Source organism: Paraburkholderia sp. Cy-641 (assembly GCF_011752945.1).
Taxonomy (GTDB): domain Bacteria; phylum Pseudomonadota; class Gammaproteobacteria; order Burkholderiales; family Burkholderiaceae; genus Paraburkholderia.
Genome location: NZ_VWWM01000022.1, coordinates 1 through 14,838, shown reverse-complemented (window position 1 = coordinate 14,838; position 14,838 = coordinate 1). Strand labels below are relative to the sequence as shown.

At 64.2% G+C, this 14,838-nt stretch carries 16 protein-coding genes; 7 read left to right on the top strand and 9 right to left on the bottom strand.

Features of this window, described 5'->3' with window-relative positions; all coding sequences use genetic code 11:
- Positions 1 to 224: 224 nt before the first annotated feature.
- On the bottom strand, positions 225 to 986 hold the full coding sequence (locus tag F3J20_RS14195) for an ABC transporter permease (protein ID WP_167039621.1): 762 nt from the start codon (positions 984 to 986) through the stop codon (positions 225 to 227).
- A complete protein-coding gene (locus F3J20_RS14190) occupies positions 983 to 1,909 on the bottom strand; it encodes an ABC transporter ATP-binding protein (RefSeq protein WP_167039619.1) in 927 nt (308 codons plus the stop codon). Before F3J20_RS14190 ends, F3J20_RS14195 begins: the two co-directional genes overlap by 4 nt.
- A gap of 422 nt (positions 1,910 to 2,331) precedes the next feature.
- Between F3J20_RS14190 and F3J20_RS14185 the strand changes: the two genes are divergently transcribed.
- From F3J20_RS14185 to F3J20_RS14170, 4 genes are all read left to right on the top strand, one after another.
- Positions 2,332 to 3,147: a sulfite exporter TauE/SafE family protein gene (locus F3J20_RS14185; protein WP_167039617.1), complete on the top strand. Its 816-nt coding sequence runs from the start codon at positions 2,332 to 2,334 to the stop codon at positions 3,145 to 3,147.
- The gene (locus F3J20_RS14180; protein WP_167283659.1) at positions 3,144 to 3,443 is read left to right on the top strand and encodes a hypothetical protein; all 300 of its coding nucleotides are present in this window, start codon (positions 3,144 to 3,146) and stop codon (positions 3,441 to 3,443) included. The genes F3J20_RS14185 and F3J20_RS14180 overlap by 4 nt, the downstream gene beginning before the upstream one ends.
- Positions 3,444 to 3,472: 29 nt before the next feature.
- Positions 3,473 to 3,658, top strand: coding sequence for a hypothetical protein (locus F3J20_RS14175; protein WP_167283658.1), 186 nt, complete (start codon positions 3,473 to 3,475; stop codon positions 3,656 to 3,658).
- Positions 3,659 to 3,837: 179 nt separating this feature from the next.
- Positions 3,838 to 4,608: a transporter substrate-binding domain-containing protein gene (locus tag F3J20_RS14170; protein ID WP_167039613.1), complete on the top strand. Its 771-nt coding sequence runs from the start codon at positions 3,838 to 3,840 to the stop codon at positions 4,606 to 4,608.
- Positions 4,609 to 4,942: 334 nt separating this feature from the next.
- Here F3J20_RS14170 and F3J20_RS14165 read toward each other — a convergent pair whose 3' ends face one another.
- A complete protein-coding gene (locus F3J20_RS14165) occupies positions 4,943 to 5,113 on the bottom strand; it encodes a hypothetical protein (protein ID WP_240162798.1) in 171 nt (56 codons plus the stop codon).
- A 474-nt stretch (positions 5,114 to 5,587) separates the two neighbouring features.
- On the opposite strand from F3J20_RS14165, the gene F3J20_RS14160 reads away from it, so the two are divergent.
- Positions 5,588 to 6,211, top strand: coding sequence for an ATP-binding cassette domain-containing protein (locus F3J20_RS14160; protein ID WP_167283657.1), 624 nt, complete (start codon positions 5,588 to 5,590; stop codon positions 6,209 to 6,211).
- 139 nt (positions 6,212 to 6,350) lie between these two features.
- Here the strand turns inward: F3J20_RS14160 and F3J20_RS14155 are convergent, their stop codons facing one another.
- Positions 6,351 to 7,358, bottom strand: coding sequence for an NAD(P)-dependent alcohol dehydrogenase (locus tag F3J20_RS14155; RefSeq protein ID WP_167283656.1), 1,008 nt, complete (start codon positions 7,356 to 7,358; stop codon positions 6,351 to 6,353).
- Between the two features lie 292 nt (positions 7,359 to 7,650).
- Here F3J20_RS14155 and F3J20_RS14150 point away from each other — a divergent pair, with 292 nt between their 5' ends.
- Positions 7,651 to 7,848 (top strand): heavy-metal-associated domain-containing protein, encoded by a 198-nt coding sequence (locus F3J20_RS14150; RefSeq protein WP_167283655.1) that lies wholly within the window; start codon positions 7,651 to 7,653, stop codon positions 7,846 to 7,848.
- Between the two features lie 78 nt (positions 7,849 to 7,926).
- Entirely contained in the window at positions 7,927 to 8,322 is a 396-nt protein-coding gene (locus F3J20_RS14145) for a DUF305 domain-containing protein (RefSeq protein WP_167039605.1), read from the top strand.
- Between the two features lie 141 nt (positions 8,323 to 8,463).
- On the opposite strand, the gene F3J20_RS14140 is transcribed toward F3J20_RS14145, so the two are convergent.
- The 5 genes from F3J20_RS14140 to F3J20_RS14120 form a co-directional block, all read right to left on the bottom strand.
- A complete protein-coding gene (locus F3J20_RS14140; protein WP_167039603.1) occupies positions 8,464 to 9,711 on the bottom strand; it encodes an MFS transporter in 1,248 nt (415 codons plus the stop codon).
- 141 nt (positions 9,712 to 9,852) lie between these two features.
- Positions 9,853 to 10,485, bottom strand: a complete 633-nt coding sequence (locus F3J20_RS14135; protein ID WP_167283654.1) for a class I SAM-dependent methyltransferase — start codon at positions 10,483 to 10,485, stop codon at positions 9,853 to 9,855.
- 17 nt (positions 10,486 to 10,502) lie between these two features.
- Positions 10,503 to 11,690, bottom strand: a complete 1,188-nt coding sequence (prpF, locus tag F3J20_RS14130; RefSeq protein ID WP_167283653.1) for a 2-methylaconitate cis-trans isomerase PrpF — start codon at positions 11,688 to 11,690, stop codon at positions 10,503 to 10,505.
- A gap of 152 nt (positions 11,691 to 11,842) precedes the next feature.
- Positions 11,843 to 14,443, bottom strand: a complete 2,601-nt coding sequence (gene acnD, locus F3J20_RS14125) for a Fe/S-dependent 2-methylisocitrate dehydratase AcnD (protein WP_167283652.1) — start codon at positions 14,441 to 14,443, stop codon at positions 11,843 to 11,845.
- A 228-nt stretch (positions 14,444 to 14,671) separates the two neighbouring features.
- The coding region (locus F3J20_RS14120; RefSeq protein WP_275691459.1) for a citrate/2-methylcitrate synthase at positions 14,672 to 14,838 on the bottom strand (167 nt) is incomplete at its 5' end.

The following is a 14,838-nucleotide window of genomic DNA, read 5'->3' as shown; positions in this document are numbered from 1 at the left end:
AAGACAGCGGCGAACGGCGCGGTCGAGACGGCATGCTGAAGCGCGTTCAGCAAGATTACGCGAACTTCATTCTCCCTTTCGATACGGGATTTCGACAGATACAGTTGCCCACGCACTGGTCAGGCCAGTTAGACCTGTCCGGTTCGACCGGTTGCGGCCACACGGCAACGCGCCGCCCCGCGAAGGTTGTCGCATCGCGAAGCGGCGCGCCCCGGCCGACGTCGTCAGCTCTTGAGCCGGTAACCCGTCCTGAAGATCCAGCCGACGATCACGAGAAACACCGCGAGAAACAGCAGCGTCATGCCGAGGCTCAGGCCCACATCGACGTCGCCGAGCTCGAAGAAGCTCCAGCGAAAGCCGCTCACCAGATAGACGATCGGATTGAACAGCGTCACGCCGCGCCAGAACGGCGGCAGCATGTTCACCGAGTAGAAGCTGCCGCCGAGAAACGTGAGCGGCGTGACGATCAGAAGCGGCACCAGTTGCAGCTTCTCGAAGCCGTCCGCCCAGATGCCGATGATGAAGCCGAGCAGACTGAACGTGACCGCGGTCAGCACGAGAAACAGCACCATCCAGAACGGATGCATGATCTGCAACGGCACGAAGAATCCCGCCGTCGCGAGAATGATGAGGCCGAGCAGGATCGACTTGCTGGCCGCCGCGCCAACATAGCTCACGACAATCTCGAGATACGACACCGGCGCCGACAATAGTTCGTAGATCGTGCCCGTGAAGCGCGGAAAGTAAATCCCGAACGACGCGTTCGCGATGCTCTGCGACAGCAACGACAGCATGATGAGCCCCGGCACGATGAACGCGCCATAACTGATGCCGTCCACTTCCTTGATGCGCGAACCGATCGCCGAGCCGAACACGACGAAATACAGCGACGTGGAAATGACCGGCGCGATGATGCTTTGCATCAGCGTGCGCCACGTGCGCGCCATTTCGAACTTGTAGATCGCGCGCATTGCGTAGATGTTCATTGATCCCCCCGCAGCAGATTGACGAAAATGTCTTCGAGCGAACTCTGCGTGGTGTGCAGGTCCTTGAAGCGGATGCCCGAATCGTCGAGCGATTTGAGTAGCGCGATGATGTCGGTACGCCCGCCCTCGCCTTCATAGGTGTAGATCAACTCGTTGCCGCCCTTCGCGAGCGCGAGCGTGTAACCCGCGAGCGAGCCCGGCACCGCGTCGAGCGGGCTCTCCAGTTGCAGCGTCAACTGCTTCTTGCCAAGCTTGCGCATCAACTCGGTCTTCTCTTCGACGAGCATGATCTCGCCCGCGTTGATGACGCCGATGCGGTCGGCCATCTCCTCGGCCTCGTCGATGTAGTGCGTGGTGAGAATGATCGTCACGCCGCTGCCCGTGAGCGAGCGCACGAGCTTCCACATGTCGCGCCGCAGTTCGACGTCGACGCCGGCGGTCGGCTCGTCGAGAAACAGCACGCGCGGTTCGTGCGACAACGCTTTTGCGATCAGCACGCGGCGCTTCATGCCGCCCGAGAGCGTCATGATCTTGTTGTTGCGCTTCTCCCATAGCGACAGGTCGCGCAACACTTTCTCGATGTAGGCCGGGTTCTTCGGCTTGCCGAACAGACCGCGGCTGAACGAGACGGTGGCCCAGACGGTTTCGAACGAGTCGGTGGTCAGCTCCTGCGGCACGAGGCCGATCAGCGAGCGGGCCGCGCGATAGTCGGCGCCGATGTCGCGGCCGTCGACCGTCACGCGGCCTTCGCTCGCATTGACGATGCCGCAAATGATGCTGATGAGCGTGGTCTTGCCCGCGCCGTTCGGTCCGAGCAAGGCGAAGATTTCACCACGGTTGATCGCCAGATTGATGTTCTTCAGTGCCTGAAAACCACTGGCATAGGTTTTCGACAGATTCGTGACGGAGACGATTGGCTGCATGGATTCGTTGATGGCCGACACCGATAACTGAGTGGAAGAAACGACGCGAGCGCGTCGCCGCTTCCGCAATGTAATGGAAAGTGCGAAAGCGTGCAGAGCAGGTGGACGAAGCGATGGCCGGTTGCCCCGCTGCGCATGCGTGGTCGACAAGCGGGTTCGAGGCAAGTCGATCGCTGACCGCCGCGCCGTTCCGGTTTGCCGAACCATCGGAATCGAGCCATGAAGCGCTCCCGAAGAAACCGGCGCATGGTGCCGTGGGCAGGCGTTATCGGTCCTCTCCTCAGGCACGGTATCATTCGCCCTCACTCACCGGCCGCTTCCCGCTCCGCGCGAGACGCGCAACCGAGGCGGCCACACGATACCAGCAGACCACGCGCGACATCGCTCTGCCGATTCGCGCGCCTCATTCACGGATTGCCACCATGCCTCATTTCGACCTCGCCAGCGGCATACTGGGCTCAAGCCTGCAAACGCTCGATCTCTATGCGCTCATCGGCATCGTCGCCGCGCTGTTGATCGGCGGCATGGTCAAGGGCGTGGTCAGCATCGGCGTGCCGCTCGTCGCGATGCCGATCCTGAGCCACTTCCTGCCGATCAAGGCGGCCGTGCTGCTGCTGTCGATGCCGATCATCCTCGGCAATATTCCGCAGGCGCTCGAAGGCGGCGAACTGCTGCCGACGATGAAGCGCATCGCCGCACCGCTGATCGGCACGGTCATCGGCAATCTGGTCGGCGTGATGGTGCTGATCTCGCTTGCGCCGCATCGCGCGCAAGCGGCGGCCGGCGCCTTGCTGATGATCGCGGCCGTGCTGCTGCTCGCGGCGCCGCGGCTTACGTTGTCACCGGCATGGGCGAAGCCTGCGGGGCTCGCGCTCGGCTTTGGCGCGGCGTTGATGGAGAGCATCGCGTCGGTGCCCGGGCCGTTGCTCGCGATGTACCTGATCGCGACGGGCGCGACCGGCAAGGCGTTCACGAAGCAGATCGCGATCATCCTCGTGGTGTCGATCATCACGCTCGTCGCCGCGTTCAGCGGTGGCGCGCATGCAAGCTGGAGCGATCTGGCGATTTCGGTGTGCGCGAGCGTGCCCGTGATCGCGGGCATCCTGCTCGTGCGGCCGTTGCGCGACCGCCTGCCGCCGGCGGTGTTTCGTGTGCTGGTGCTGCTATTCGTGCTGGTCGCCGCCGCGCAGATGATCTGGAAATCGGGGGTTTTGCAGGCGTTGGTCGGCGGGCAATGAGCCGCTATGCGGGGTCTTTTGGCCTCTCCACATTCTTTCTGCTTGCCGTCTGCATCGTCGCCATCATCGTGGTGATTTCAACGTTCCGCGCCTTGTGCTTCATCTTTTCAGGCCAGAACGACCGTATGCAGCGTGCGAAGCAAATGCTCCGCGTATCGACACGACGCACGCTCATCAGCGTCGTCGCCGTGAGCGCAACAGGCCGTCTCTGGAGTGATGGGCAGGACATACGAACCCGCCGTTTATCCGGCCGATCGATTGCACCGTTGAACGGTCGCCTGATAAAAGCTACGTAGTGCGCAGTTGTTATGCGGGTGAAAAAAGAATGATCAGAGTCTATGACCGGAATGGCTCACGACTCCTTGCCGAGCGAACCTACGTCGATCTATCGGACGACCCGGTCAGGCTCTACTGGGAACAGGACTCGCTGCAATACCCGGAGAACGACAATCTCGGCACGATAAAACTTCCGCCCTCGCTCTACGACCGCTTCATGGCGAAACTGCCCTGAAGCACGCATGACGCGATTCATCGCCACTCCCGGGCTCGCTCATGCCGCGAGCTTTTTTTCCGCCAGGCACTCTGATCGGTAAAAGTGATCGCGATAGGCCAATACGAGCTATTCCCCCACATAAAGGCATCCTACTATCGGCTGGACCGGAGACACCCCATTTTTCCCGACCATCCGATATGAAAAAAATACCGTCGATTCTGCTTTCCATCGCATTGGCTTTCAGCAGCAGCGCCTTCGCGCGCGAGGGCGACACCGTGCGCCTCGGCATCGATCCGACCTATCCGCCCATGGACGCCAAGGCGCCCGACGGCTCGCTCAAGGGCTTCGACGTGGACCTCGGCAACGAAATCTGCCGCCGCATTCACGCGCATTGCCAGTGGGTCGAACTGGAGTTCTCCGGCATGATTCCGGCACTGCAGGCGCGCAAGATCGACGCGATCATGTCTTCGATGGCGATCACGGCAAAACGCGAGCAACAGATTCTCTTCACATCCAAGCTGTACCAGTTCAAGTCGCGGCTCGTCGCGCGCAAGGGCGCCACGTTCGGCACCACCGGTCAGTCGCTGGCCGGCAAGTCGATCGGGGTGCAGTCGGGCACGCAGTTCGAAAGCTATGCGCTCGCGAACTGGGCGCCGGCCGGCGCGAACGTCGTCCCCTACAAGAGCCAGGAAGAAGTGTTCGCCGACCTGCTCAACGGGCGCCTCGACGCGGCGCTGCTCGGCTATGTCGAAGCCGATTATGGCTTCCTGCGCACGCCGCAGGGCAACGGCTTCGCGTTCGTCGGCGGTCCGCTCTCGATGGGCGACCGCGGCACGGGAATGGGCCTGCGCAAGGATGAAACCGCGTTGCAGGCGCAGATGAACGATGCGATCGCAGCGATGCTCAAGGACGGCACCTATGCGCAGATCGCACGCCGGTATTTCGATTTCGATCCGTACGGAAACTGAAAACTGGGGAAGGGAGCACTGGGCGCTGCGATTAGCGCCGCGCTTTGCGGCGCCGGTCATAACATGAGGATGGTCCTCACTGTCGCGGACAAAACGCCAACGGGTCGATGAGCGACGGGCCTCTGCGGGCCCGTTCGCATCATCGCCACTTTCTCTCAGGTCCTGCTTTTTTCGCCGATGCCGGCCCGCATCGGCGGTTCCTCGCCGCTTTACTTACCTGGGTCCTCGCGTCTAACTCCGTCCTACCGCATCCGGATTGGGCGCCTTGCTTCGCTGCGCCGCTTCTCTGTGCCGCTTCTCTGTGCCGCTTCGACTCACTCTTCACGCAGGCGGCTCAAGCCTCCAAGCTCGACTCCACCGTCAGCCTGCCGCGCAATCTCGCGATACGGCTGCGCTGACTCGCAATCAGTTCATGCGTTTCTTCGAGTGCGCCAATGCGCTGCTCCCAATAGCCCTGATCGAACTTCGGCGGCGTGGCGCCTTCGCGCGTCACGTAGCCGATCATGTTCTCGAGATGCCGTCATTCGCTGTCCGCCAGATTGGCCGGACGCCGCCCGCCACGCTGCGCGGCTCGCGGCCTACTCGTACCGTTCATCGTCGCTACCCCGTACCTTTCCTGCTGACCGTCGATAGTCGTCGCATCGATCGCTCAATTGAAAGCGATCTGCAATCTAATCGTATGACCATAACGCACGTTTCCGGCACGGCTTGACCGTGTGTCTCAAAATTGGCCGCCGACACGCAAAATTCCGGCTTTCCGGGTCTTTCCGGGTATTCCCTCACCCTGCCCCGGGCTTTGCCGATGCGCTGGCCGCCCTCGCTTGCCCCATACCGCCAGCCTCACCTCGCTTGCCCCACCTCGCCTACCGACAACATTCCGCCGGGCTGCCATCGCGCCAACGCGCGGACCACGAGGCGCATCGGTCGCTCGGCGCGCGCTGCTACACTGGCGCGCATCCGTCATTCCCGCCCTCAACCCATGCTTCGATTCGACAACCTCAGCAAGCGCTACGGCGAACGCGTCCTCTTCGAGGGGCTGCATTACGACGCGTCGTCCGGATGCTTCGCGTTGAACAACGAGTCCGGCAGCGGCAAGTCGACGCTGCTCGGCATTCTTGCCGGCGCGCTCGAAGCCGATAGCGGCGACGTATGGCTCGGCGGCCATTCGCTGCGCGGCGCGCGAGCCGCCGCGCAGGCCGTGCTCACCTATGTGCCCGAGGACAGCATGAGCTGGCCGGAGCAGACGGGCCGCGCGTATCTGGCGCAGGTCGCGTCGACGAGAAAGACCGTGCTCGACGACGAGGTGCTTGCGCTCGCCGGGCGCTTCGGTCTCGCGCCTCATCTCGACAAGCGTTTCGAACAGATGTCCTACGGCAGCCGCAAGAAGGTGTTTCTGAGCGCGGCCATGCTGGGCGACACGCGCGTGCTGATCGCCGACGAACCGGCCGGCGGCCTCGATGCATCGGCGCGTGGCGTGTTGGCCGAGCTGTTCAGAACGCTCGGCCAAACCCGCACGGTGTTTTTCACGAGCTACGACGAGGCCTTCACGCAAGCCTGCGAGGCGACGCGCATCGGCTTCACCGATCTCTCCAGGGCTGCGTGAAAAAGGCCATCTGAAAAGGCCGCTTGAAACGGACGACTTCAAACAGGCCGCCTGAACAGGCTGCATGAACAGCGCTTGCCTGAAAAAAAGCGACCCGAGCCGCACCGGAACCGCCAGGCGGCACGTCACCGCGCACCGCTCAGATCGCGACGCAGATCTTGCCGAAGTGCGCGCCCGACGCTTCGTGACGGAACGCATCGGCCAGCTTGTCCAGTTCGAACGTGCTATCGATCACGGGCTTGATGCCCGTCGTTTCGAGCGCGCGAATCATCTCGATCTGATCGTGGCGGCTGCCGACGATCAGCCCTTGCAAACGCTGTTGCCGCGCCATCAGATGCGCGGTCGGCACCGGACCTTCGCGGCCGGTCAGCACGCCGATCAGCGCGATATGGCCGCCGATCCGGCAAGCCGTGATCGATTGCGGCAACGTGCCGGGGCCGCCCACTTCGATCACGTGATCGACACCGCGCCCGCCGGTCAGTTGACGCACCTGCTTGCCCCACTCGGGATTCTCGCGATAGTTGATCGTATGGTCGGCGCCGAGTTCGCGCAGCTTCGCGAGCTTCCCGTCCGACGACGACGTCGCGATCACCGAGGCGCCCATCGCCTTCGCCAGTTGCAAGCCGAAGATCGACACGCCGCCGGTGCCGAGCACGAGCACCGTGCTGCCCGCCTTCAACTGACCATCGACGACGAGCGCGCGCCATGCGGTCAAACCGGCCGTGGTCAGCGTCGCGGCCTCGGCGTGACTGTAGCCGGCGGGCGCATGCGTGAAGTAATGGCTCGGCAGCACGACGGCCTCGCGCGCATAACCGTCGACACCATCGCCCGGGGTTGTCGAAAAATCGGCAATCGGTGCGGGCCCGTTTTCCCACAGCGGAAAGAAGCACGACACGACGTGATCGCCTAGCTTGAATTCGCGCACGCCTTCGCCCACCGCTTCGACAACGCCCGCGCCATCGGCCATCGGAATGCGCCCGGCTTCGGCGGGCAGTACGCCGCTCACCACGCCGTAGTCGTGAAAATTCAGCGAGCTGGCGCGAATGCGCACGCGAATCTGTCCCGCGGCGGGTTGACCGGGATCGGCGAGATCGACGACCTGAAGATGATCGACAGTGGCGGGCGAACCGATTCTGACGGCTTTCATGTTGCGTTCCTTGGTGAGTTGCGCAGGCGTTTCATGCAGCATTGCAAGCACTCGGCGCATGCCAGGTGCCTGAATACCTGAAGCAGTTGCCCGCATCGGGCATACCGGCCTTATCCGTGCATCGGCACGTTGGCGAGAGCAGTTCGTCAAAGAATACCGCAAGCGGTTTTTATGCGTCGGCATCCATGCACACATTCATGTCAGGTGCATGTCAGATGCATGAGATTGCGCTTGACCTTGCCACTGCGGGAAGGTCCACGATGCATAAATCATTGCTGACCGGAGAGAGTCAATGGAATTCGTCATCCCCGACATGGCCTGCGGTGGCTGTGCGAAAGCCGTCGCGCATGCGCTGAACCGCATCGATCCCACGGCGAGAATCGACATCGACGTGGCCGTTAAAATCGCGAGAGTCACATCGGCCTTGCCCGCGCAACGGTTCGCCGATGCGATCGAGGCGGCGGGCTTTCATCCTTCGCACCGAAGCTGATTAACAGATTAAGCGATTCAACGTGTGCATCGCAGTAGCAGCGTGACCGAGGCTTCCCCCTATCAACAGGACACCACTATGAAAAACCTTCGCGCTTTCCGCGCTCTCTGTTTGTTCAGCGGTTTGGCCTTCGCGGTGGCGGCCATGCCGGCTCACGCGCAGCATCAGGGCATGCCCGGCATGGAGATGGAGGATTCGGAGCACGCCGGCGCGGGCGATTCGACGCAGGCCTTCAAGGCCGCCGACGAGCGCATGATGCACGACATGAGCGCCCCCGAATACACGGGCGACGCCGACCGCGACTTCGTCGCGCATATGATCCCGCATCACCAGGGCGCGATCGAGATGGCGCAAGCGGAACTGAAATACGGCAAGGACCCGGAGATCAAGCGGCTCGCGCGCAACATCATCAAGGCGCAGCACGATGAAATCGCGTTGATGAAACGCTGGCAGGACAAGCACGGCGACAAGTGAGCCGGTGAGATTCGACGGCGAGGCGCGCGCTTCGCCGTCGAATTGAAGTCGAACCGCTCAATACCGCATGAACGACTGCCATTGTGTGTCGAGCGGAATGCGCGAGCATTCCACTCGGCCCCTTCGATCACGCGTGAAAAATCACCAGCGCGGCCGCTTGCGCAACAGCGGCGTCATCGCGATCAAACCGACAATCGGACCCGGCAGCAACAGCCAGGCCACGTGTACGTCGAGCGCGTGATAAACGCTCGTCGACCACAAGATCGAGCAGGCCGACAGAAAGAAGCCGAAGCTGTTCTGCAACGTCAGCGCGCCGCCGATCTTGTCGGCGGGACAGGCCTTGACCGACAGCGCTGAAAACTGCGGCGAATCGGCGATCACGCTGATGCCCCACACGAGCAGCAGCGCAAGCTGCGCGGCGGTGCCGAGCGAACTCGTCAGCGGATAGATCGCGCACAGCGTGCCCGATATCGTCAGCGCGAGTGCAGCCGTGCGCGCGCTGCCTACCGATTTGCTGAGCCTGCCGCCCGCGAGGCAACCAAGCGCGCCGATGGCGATAATCAGAAACGACCACCATGCCACTGTACTCGCGGGCGCTAGCACGCCCCCCGTCGCGAAGGCCCGTTGCACGAGCAGCGGCGTGAGCGTCCAGAACGCGTACAGCTCCCACATGTGGCCAAAATAGCCGAGCGCGGCAGCGCGAAACTCGCCGATTCGCACCACCTGCCCGATGCCCGCCGACAAACCGAAGCGGCGATTGCCCGAGCGTCGCGCGTGCGGCCCTTCGCCGAGCGAAACGACCAGCAGTGCGCCGAGCACCGCGAGCACCGACGATGTCAGCACGACCGTTTGCCACGGCACCGTCGACAACAACGCGCGAATCGCATGCACCGAGGCCGTGCCGAGCGTCAGCATCGCGACGAGCAGCGCGAGCGTCTGCGCGGCGCGCTGCGGAGCCCACGTGACGAGCAGTTTCATGCCGAGCGGATAGATGCCCGCAAGCGCGACGCCCACGCCGAAGCGGAACGCGAGCGCCGAGGCGAGCCCGCCGCTGCACAGCGCGAACAGCGCATTCAGCGTCGCGCCGAGCACGCCGCAGACGGCGAACACCTTGCTGGCCGACACGCGATCGGCGAGTCCGGTCGTAGCGGACAGCAGCGTGCCGACGATAAAGCCGGCCTGCACCGCATTCGTAAGCCAGCCGATGCCCGATGCGCTCAGTTGCCACGCGACCTGCAAATCGCGCATCGCGCCGTTCGCGCTGAACCACAGCGAAGTGCCGAGCAGTTGCGCAATCGCAATGACGATAACCGCGCGATTCGCGCGCGCGGCCCTACGCGCCGCGTCTTCGGGATTGCCGGCGTCCGCCGCATCCAGCCTGTCCTGCATCGTGTCTCCTCTGCCTCCCGATTCTGATGCGCGTGCCGTGAGCCTTAAGCCGTCAGCCGCAATCGGCCGGTCACGCACGAGCGTGCTGCTCATTGTAGACGAGCGACCGATTCGCTTTGCCGCGCAGCGGCGCGAACGGACCTACGGCCGGCCCGGCGGAACGGACTTCTCGAACACGAGCCGGGTCCACGTCACGCCGCGATCGCGATTGGCCTGCTGTACCGACGAGGTCCGCAACTCGCACACGAGCCGCAAGCCCTGCATGCTCGCGAGGCGAATCGTTTCTTCCGGCGTGACGTCGAACATGCGGCGGCCCTCAGGCACCGGCCCGTGCCGTAGCGACATGATCGACACGCCGCCAGCGCGCAGCAACGACGCGATGCGAGGCATCGCGCGATGGCGCTGCTCTTCGTCGAGGTGCATCCACACGGCGGTCAGCATCACCGCATCGAAGGTCCCGCGCCGCGCCAGCAGAACGGCGAGATCGGGCAGGCTGTCGTCGAGCCATTCGACCGGCGCCGATGGATGCAACTCGCGCGCCGCCTCGCGTAGTTCATCGACCGGTTCGACCGCGACCACCGCATGCCCGAGCGCCGCGAGCGCGGCCGCATCGGTGCCGATGCCGCAACCGATATCGACGATTTTCGCGGGCGCGTCCGGCATGAAATGCAGGATCGGGCCATGCTGCCCGGCAAACGAAATCGCGCGCCATTGCTCGCGCAGCGCCGGCGCGCGCTCTGCATAGCCCTCGGTGCCGCTGACGTTGATGGACATCGGTTGCGCGCGATGCCTCAGCCCTGCTGCGGCACCCTCACCCAGCCTTCCATCAGCACGCGCGCGCTGCGGCTCATCAGCGCCTTCGTCACGACCCACTCGCCGTTTTCGAGGCTCGCCTGCGCGCCCACGCGCAGCGTGCCCGACGGATGCCCGAAGCGCACCGACTCGCGCTCGCCGCCGCCCGCGGCCAGATTGACGAGCGTGCCCGAAATCGCCGCGGCCGTGCCGATCGCGACGGCCGCCGTGCCCATCATCGCGTGATGCAGCTTGCCCATCGACAGCGCGCGCACCAGCAGATCGACGTCGCCCGCCTCGACCGGCTTGCCGCTCGACGCCACATAGCTGGCCGGCTTCGCGACGAACGCGACCTTCGGCGTGTGCTGGCGCGTCGCGATCTCGTCGAGATGCCTGATGAGGCCCATGCGCAGCGCGCCGTGCGCGCGAATCGTCTCGAACATCGCGAGCGCCTTTTCGTCGCTGTTGATCGCGTCCTGCAACTCGGTGCCCTTGTAGCCGATGTCCTCGGCGTTGAGGAAGATCGTCGGAATGCCCGCGTTGATCATCGTGGCCTTCAGCGTGCCGACGCCGGGCACGTCGAGATCGTCGACGAGCTTGCCGGTCGGGAACATCGCGCCGCCCGCGCCGTCTTCCTCGGCGGCCGGGTCCATGAATTCGAGCTGCACTTCGGCGGCCGGGAACGTCACGCCGTCGAGTTCGAAGTCGCCGGTTTCCTGCACCGCGCCATCGGTCATCGGCACGTGCGCGACGATCGTCTTGCCGATATTGGCCTGCCAGATGCGCACGGTCGCGAGGCCGTCGCGCGGCACGCGGCTCGCCTCGACGAGACCCGCGCCGATCGCGAACGGCCCGACCGCCGCCGACAGATTGCCGCAATTGCCGCTCCAGTCGACGAACGCCTTATCGATCGATACCTGGCCGAACAGATAGTCGACGTCGTGATCGGGCCGGCTGCTGCGCGCCACGATCACAGTCTTGCTCGTGCTCGACGTCGCGGCGCCCATGCCGTCGATCTGCTTGCCGTACGGGTCGGGGCTGCCGATCACGCGCATCAGCAGCGCGTCGCGCGCGGCGCCCGGCTGTTGCGCGGCCTCGGGCAAGTCCTGCAAGCGGAAAAACACGCCCTTGCTGGTGCCGCCGCGCATATAGGTGGCCGGAATCTTGATCTGGGGAAGGTGGGCCATGAGAGTGTCCTGAGATGAAATCGTCTTCGATGGGAGGCGATGCGGCATCGTCGGGCCGCATCGCATTGTTCTGCTTCGTGTTCGCCGCAATCACGCTTGCGGCGCAAACCGCCGGTACCGGTCGTAAAACCCAGCGACGTCAAACCATCAAATCATCGGGCCGCCGCTTGCGTCGATTCGAGAAAGTCCTGCGCGAAACGCTGCAACACGCCGCCCGCTTCGTAGATCGACACTTCCTCGGCCGTATCGAGCCGGCACGTCACGGGCACTTCGACACGTTCGCCGTCCTTGCGATGAATCACGAGCGTGAGGTCCGCGCGCGGCTTGCGCTCGCCGGTCACGTCGAAGGTTTCGGTGCCGTCGATGCCGAGCGTCAGGCGGTTCACGCCGGGCTTGAATTCGAGCGGCAGCACGCCCATGCCGACGAGGTTCGTGCGGTGAATCCGCTCGAAGCCTTCCGCGACGATCGCTTCGGTGCCGGCCAGACGCACGCCCTTCGCGGCCCAGTCGCGCGACGAGCCCTGGCCGTAGTCGGCGCCCGCGATCACGATCAGCGGCTGCTTGCGCTCCATGTAGGTTTCGATCGCTTCCCACATGCGCGTGACCTGGCCTTCGGGTTCGATGCGCGCGAGCGACCCGGCCTTCACCTGGCCGTTGTCGAGCACCATCTCGTTCTTCAGCGTCGGGTTCGCGAAGGTCGCGCGCTGCGCGGTCAGATGATCGCCGCGATGCGTCGCGTAGGAATTGAAGTCCTCTTCGGGCAGGCCCATTTTCGTCAGGTATTCGCCGGCCGCACTGTCCGGCAGAATCGCATTCGACGGCGAAAGATGGTCCGTCGTGATGTTGTCGCCGAGTACGGCCAGTGCGCGCATGCCCCTGAGCGTGCGCTCGCCCGCGAGCGCGCCTTCCCAATACGGCGGACGGCGAATATAGGTGCTCGTCTCGCGCCACTCGTAAAGCGGATTCGCCTGCTCGCCGCTCTCGGCAGCGAGCGCGAACATCGGTTCATACACCTTGCGGAATTGCTCGGGCTTCACGCTCGCGGCGACGATCGCATCGATCTCCGCATCCGACGGCCAGATGTCTTTCAGCGTGACTGCATTTCCATCGGCATCGATACCGAGCACGTCCTTCTCGATGTCGAAGCGGATCGTGCCCGCAATCGCATAGGCGACGACGAGCGGCGGCGAGGCCAGAAACGCCTGCTTCGCGTACGGATGAATGCGCCCGTCGAAATTGCGGTTGCCCGACAGCACGGCGGTCGCATACAGATCGCGCTCGATCACTTCCTTCTGGATTGCCGGGTCCAACGCGCCGGACATGCCGTTGCACGACGTGCAGGCATAGGCGACCACGCCGAAGCCGAGCTGTTCGAGTTCCGGCAGCAGCCCCGCCTCTTCGAGGTACAGCGTGACCGCCTTCGAGCCCGGTGCGAGCGAGGTCTTCGCCCACGGCTTGCGCGTGAGTCCGCGACGGTTCGCGTTGCGCGCGAGCAGACCCGCCGCGATCATGTTGCGCGGGTTGTTCGTATTCGTGCAGCTCGTGATCGCGGCGATGATGACCGCGCCGTCCGGCATCAAGCCGGGCTCGTTCTCGACCTTGCCGCTGATGCCGCGCGCGGCGAGGTCCGCCACCGGCAAACGGCGATGCGGATTCGAGGGGCCCGCGAGCGTGCGCACGACCGTCGAGAGATCGAACTTCAGCACGCGCTCGTATTCGGCATGCCTGAGCGTATCGGCCCACAAGCCGGTTTGCTTCGCATAGGTTTCGACGAGCGCAACGAGCGCGTCGTCGCGGCCCGTGAGCTTCAGATACCTGATCGTCTGTTCGTCGATATAGAACATCGCGGCGGTCGCGCCGAATTCGGGCGCCATGTTCGCGATGGTCGCGCGATCGCCCAGGGTCAGGTTCGCCGCGCCCTCGCCGTAGAACTCGAGGTAGGCGCCGACCACTTTTTCCTTGCGCAGGAATTCGGTCAGCGACAGCACCACGTCGGTCGCGGTGATGCCCTCGCCCGGCTTGCCCGTCAACTCCACGCCGACGATATCGGGCAGCCGCATATACGACGCGCGGCCAAGCATCACGCTCTCCGCTTCGAGGCCGCCCACGCCGATCGCGATCACGCCGAGCGCATCGACCATCGGCGTATGCGAGTCGGTGCCGACGAGCGTATCGGGAAACGCGACGCCGTCCTTCACCTGCACGACCGGGCTCATGCGTTCGAGGTTGATCTGATGCAGGATGCCGTTGCCGGGCGGAATCACGTCGACGTTGCGAAACGCGCGCTTGGTCCAGTTGATAAAGTCGAAGCGGTCTTCGTTGCGGCGGTCTTCGATCGCGCGGTTCTTCGCGAACGCATCAGGATCGAAGCCGCCGCATTCGACGGCCAGCGAGTGATCGACCACGAGCTGCGTCGGCACGACCGGATTGACGAGCGACGGGTCGCCGCCTTGCGCCGCAATCGCATCGCGCAGGCCGGCGAGATCGACGAGCGCGGTCTGCCCGAGAATGTCGTGACAGACAACGCGCGCCGGAAACCATGGGAAATCGAGTTCGCGCTTGCGGCCGATGATCTGCCTGAGCGATGCCGCGAGCGTCGCCGGATCGCAGCGGCGCACGAGATTTTCGGCAAGCACGCGCGACGTGTACGGCAGTTTGTCGTAAGCGCCGGGTTCGAGCGCATCGACCGCGGCACGCGTATCGAAGAAGTCGAGTTCGGTGCCGGGAAGGCGTTTGCGGTTGGCAGTATTCATGGCGTAGGGGACAGGACAGTTATCGGCCGCCGAGGGAAAGTCCGGCTGCGGCCGGCGCGTCGAGCGCGCGGCCGGCCGGACAGTGCAGGTAGTTTAGCTCGCTGCTGGCGTGTTGCTGAATTGCGGGTGTTTTGATGCGTGTTTTGCTGCGTGCTTTGACATGTGCTTCGCGGCTTATTTCGCTCAATACCGGGCGGCACGCGTGACACAGGCCGCCCGGGACTGGCCTCAAACGCGCTTCGCAAGCGGCACGAACGGCAGGTCGTCCGGGCCGGTGTAATTCGCGCTCGGCCGGATGATCTTGTTGTCGATGCGCTGCTCGATGATGTGCGCGCTCCAGCCCGCCGTGCGCGCGATCACGAAGATCGGCGTGAACATCGCGGTCGGCACGCCCA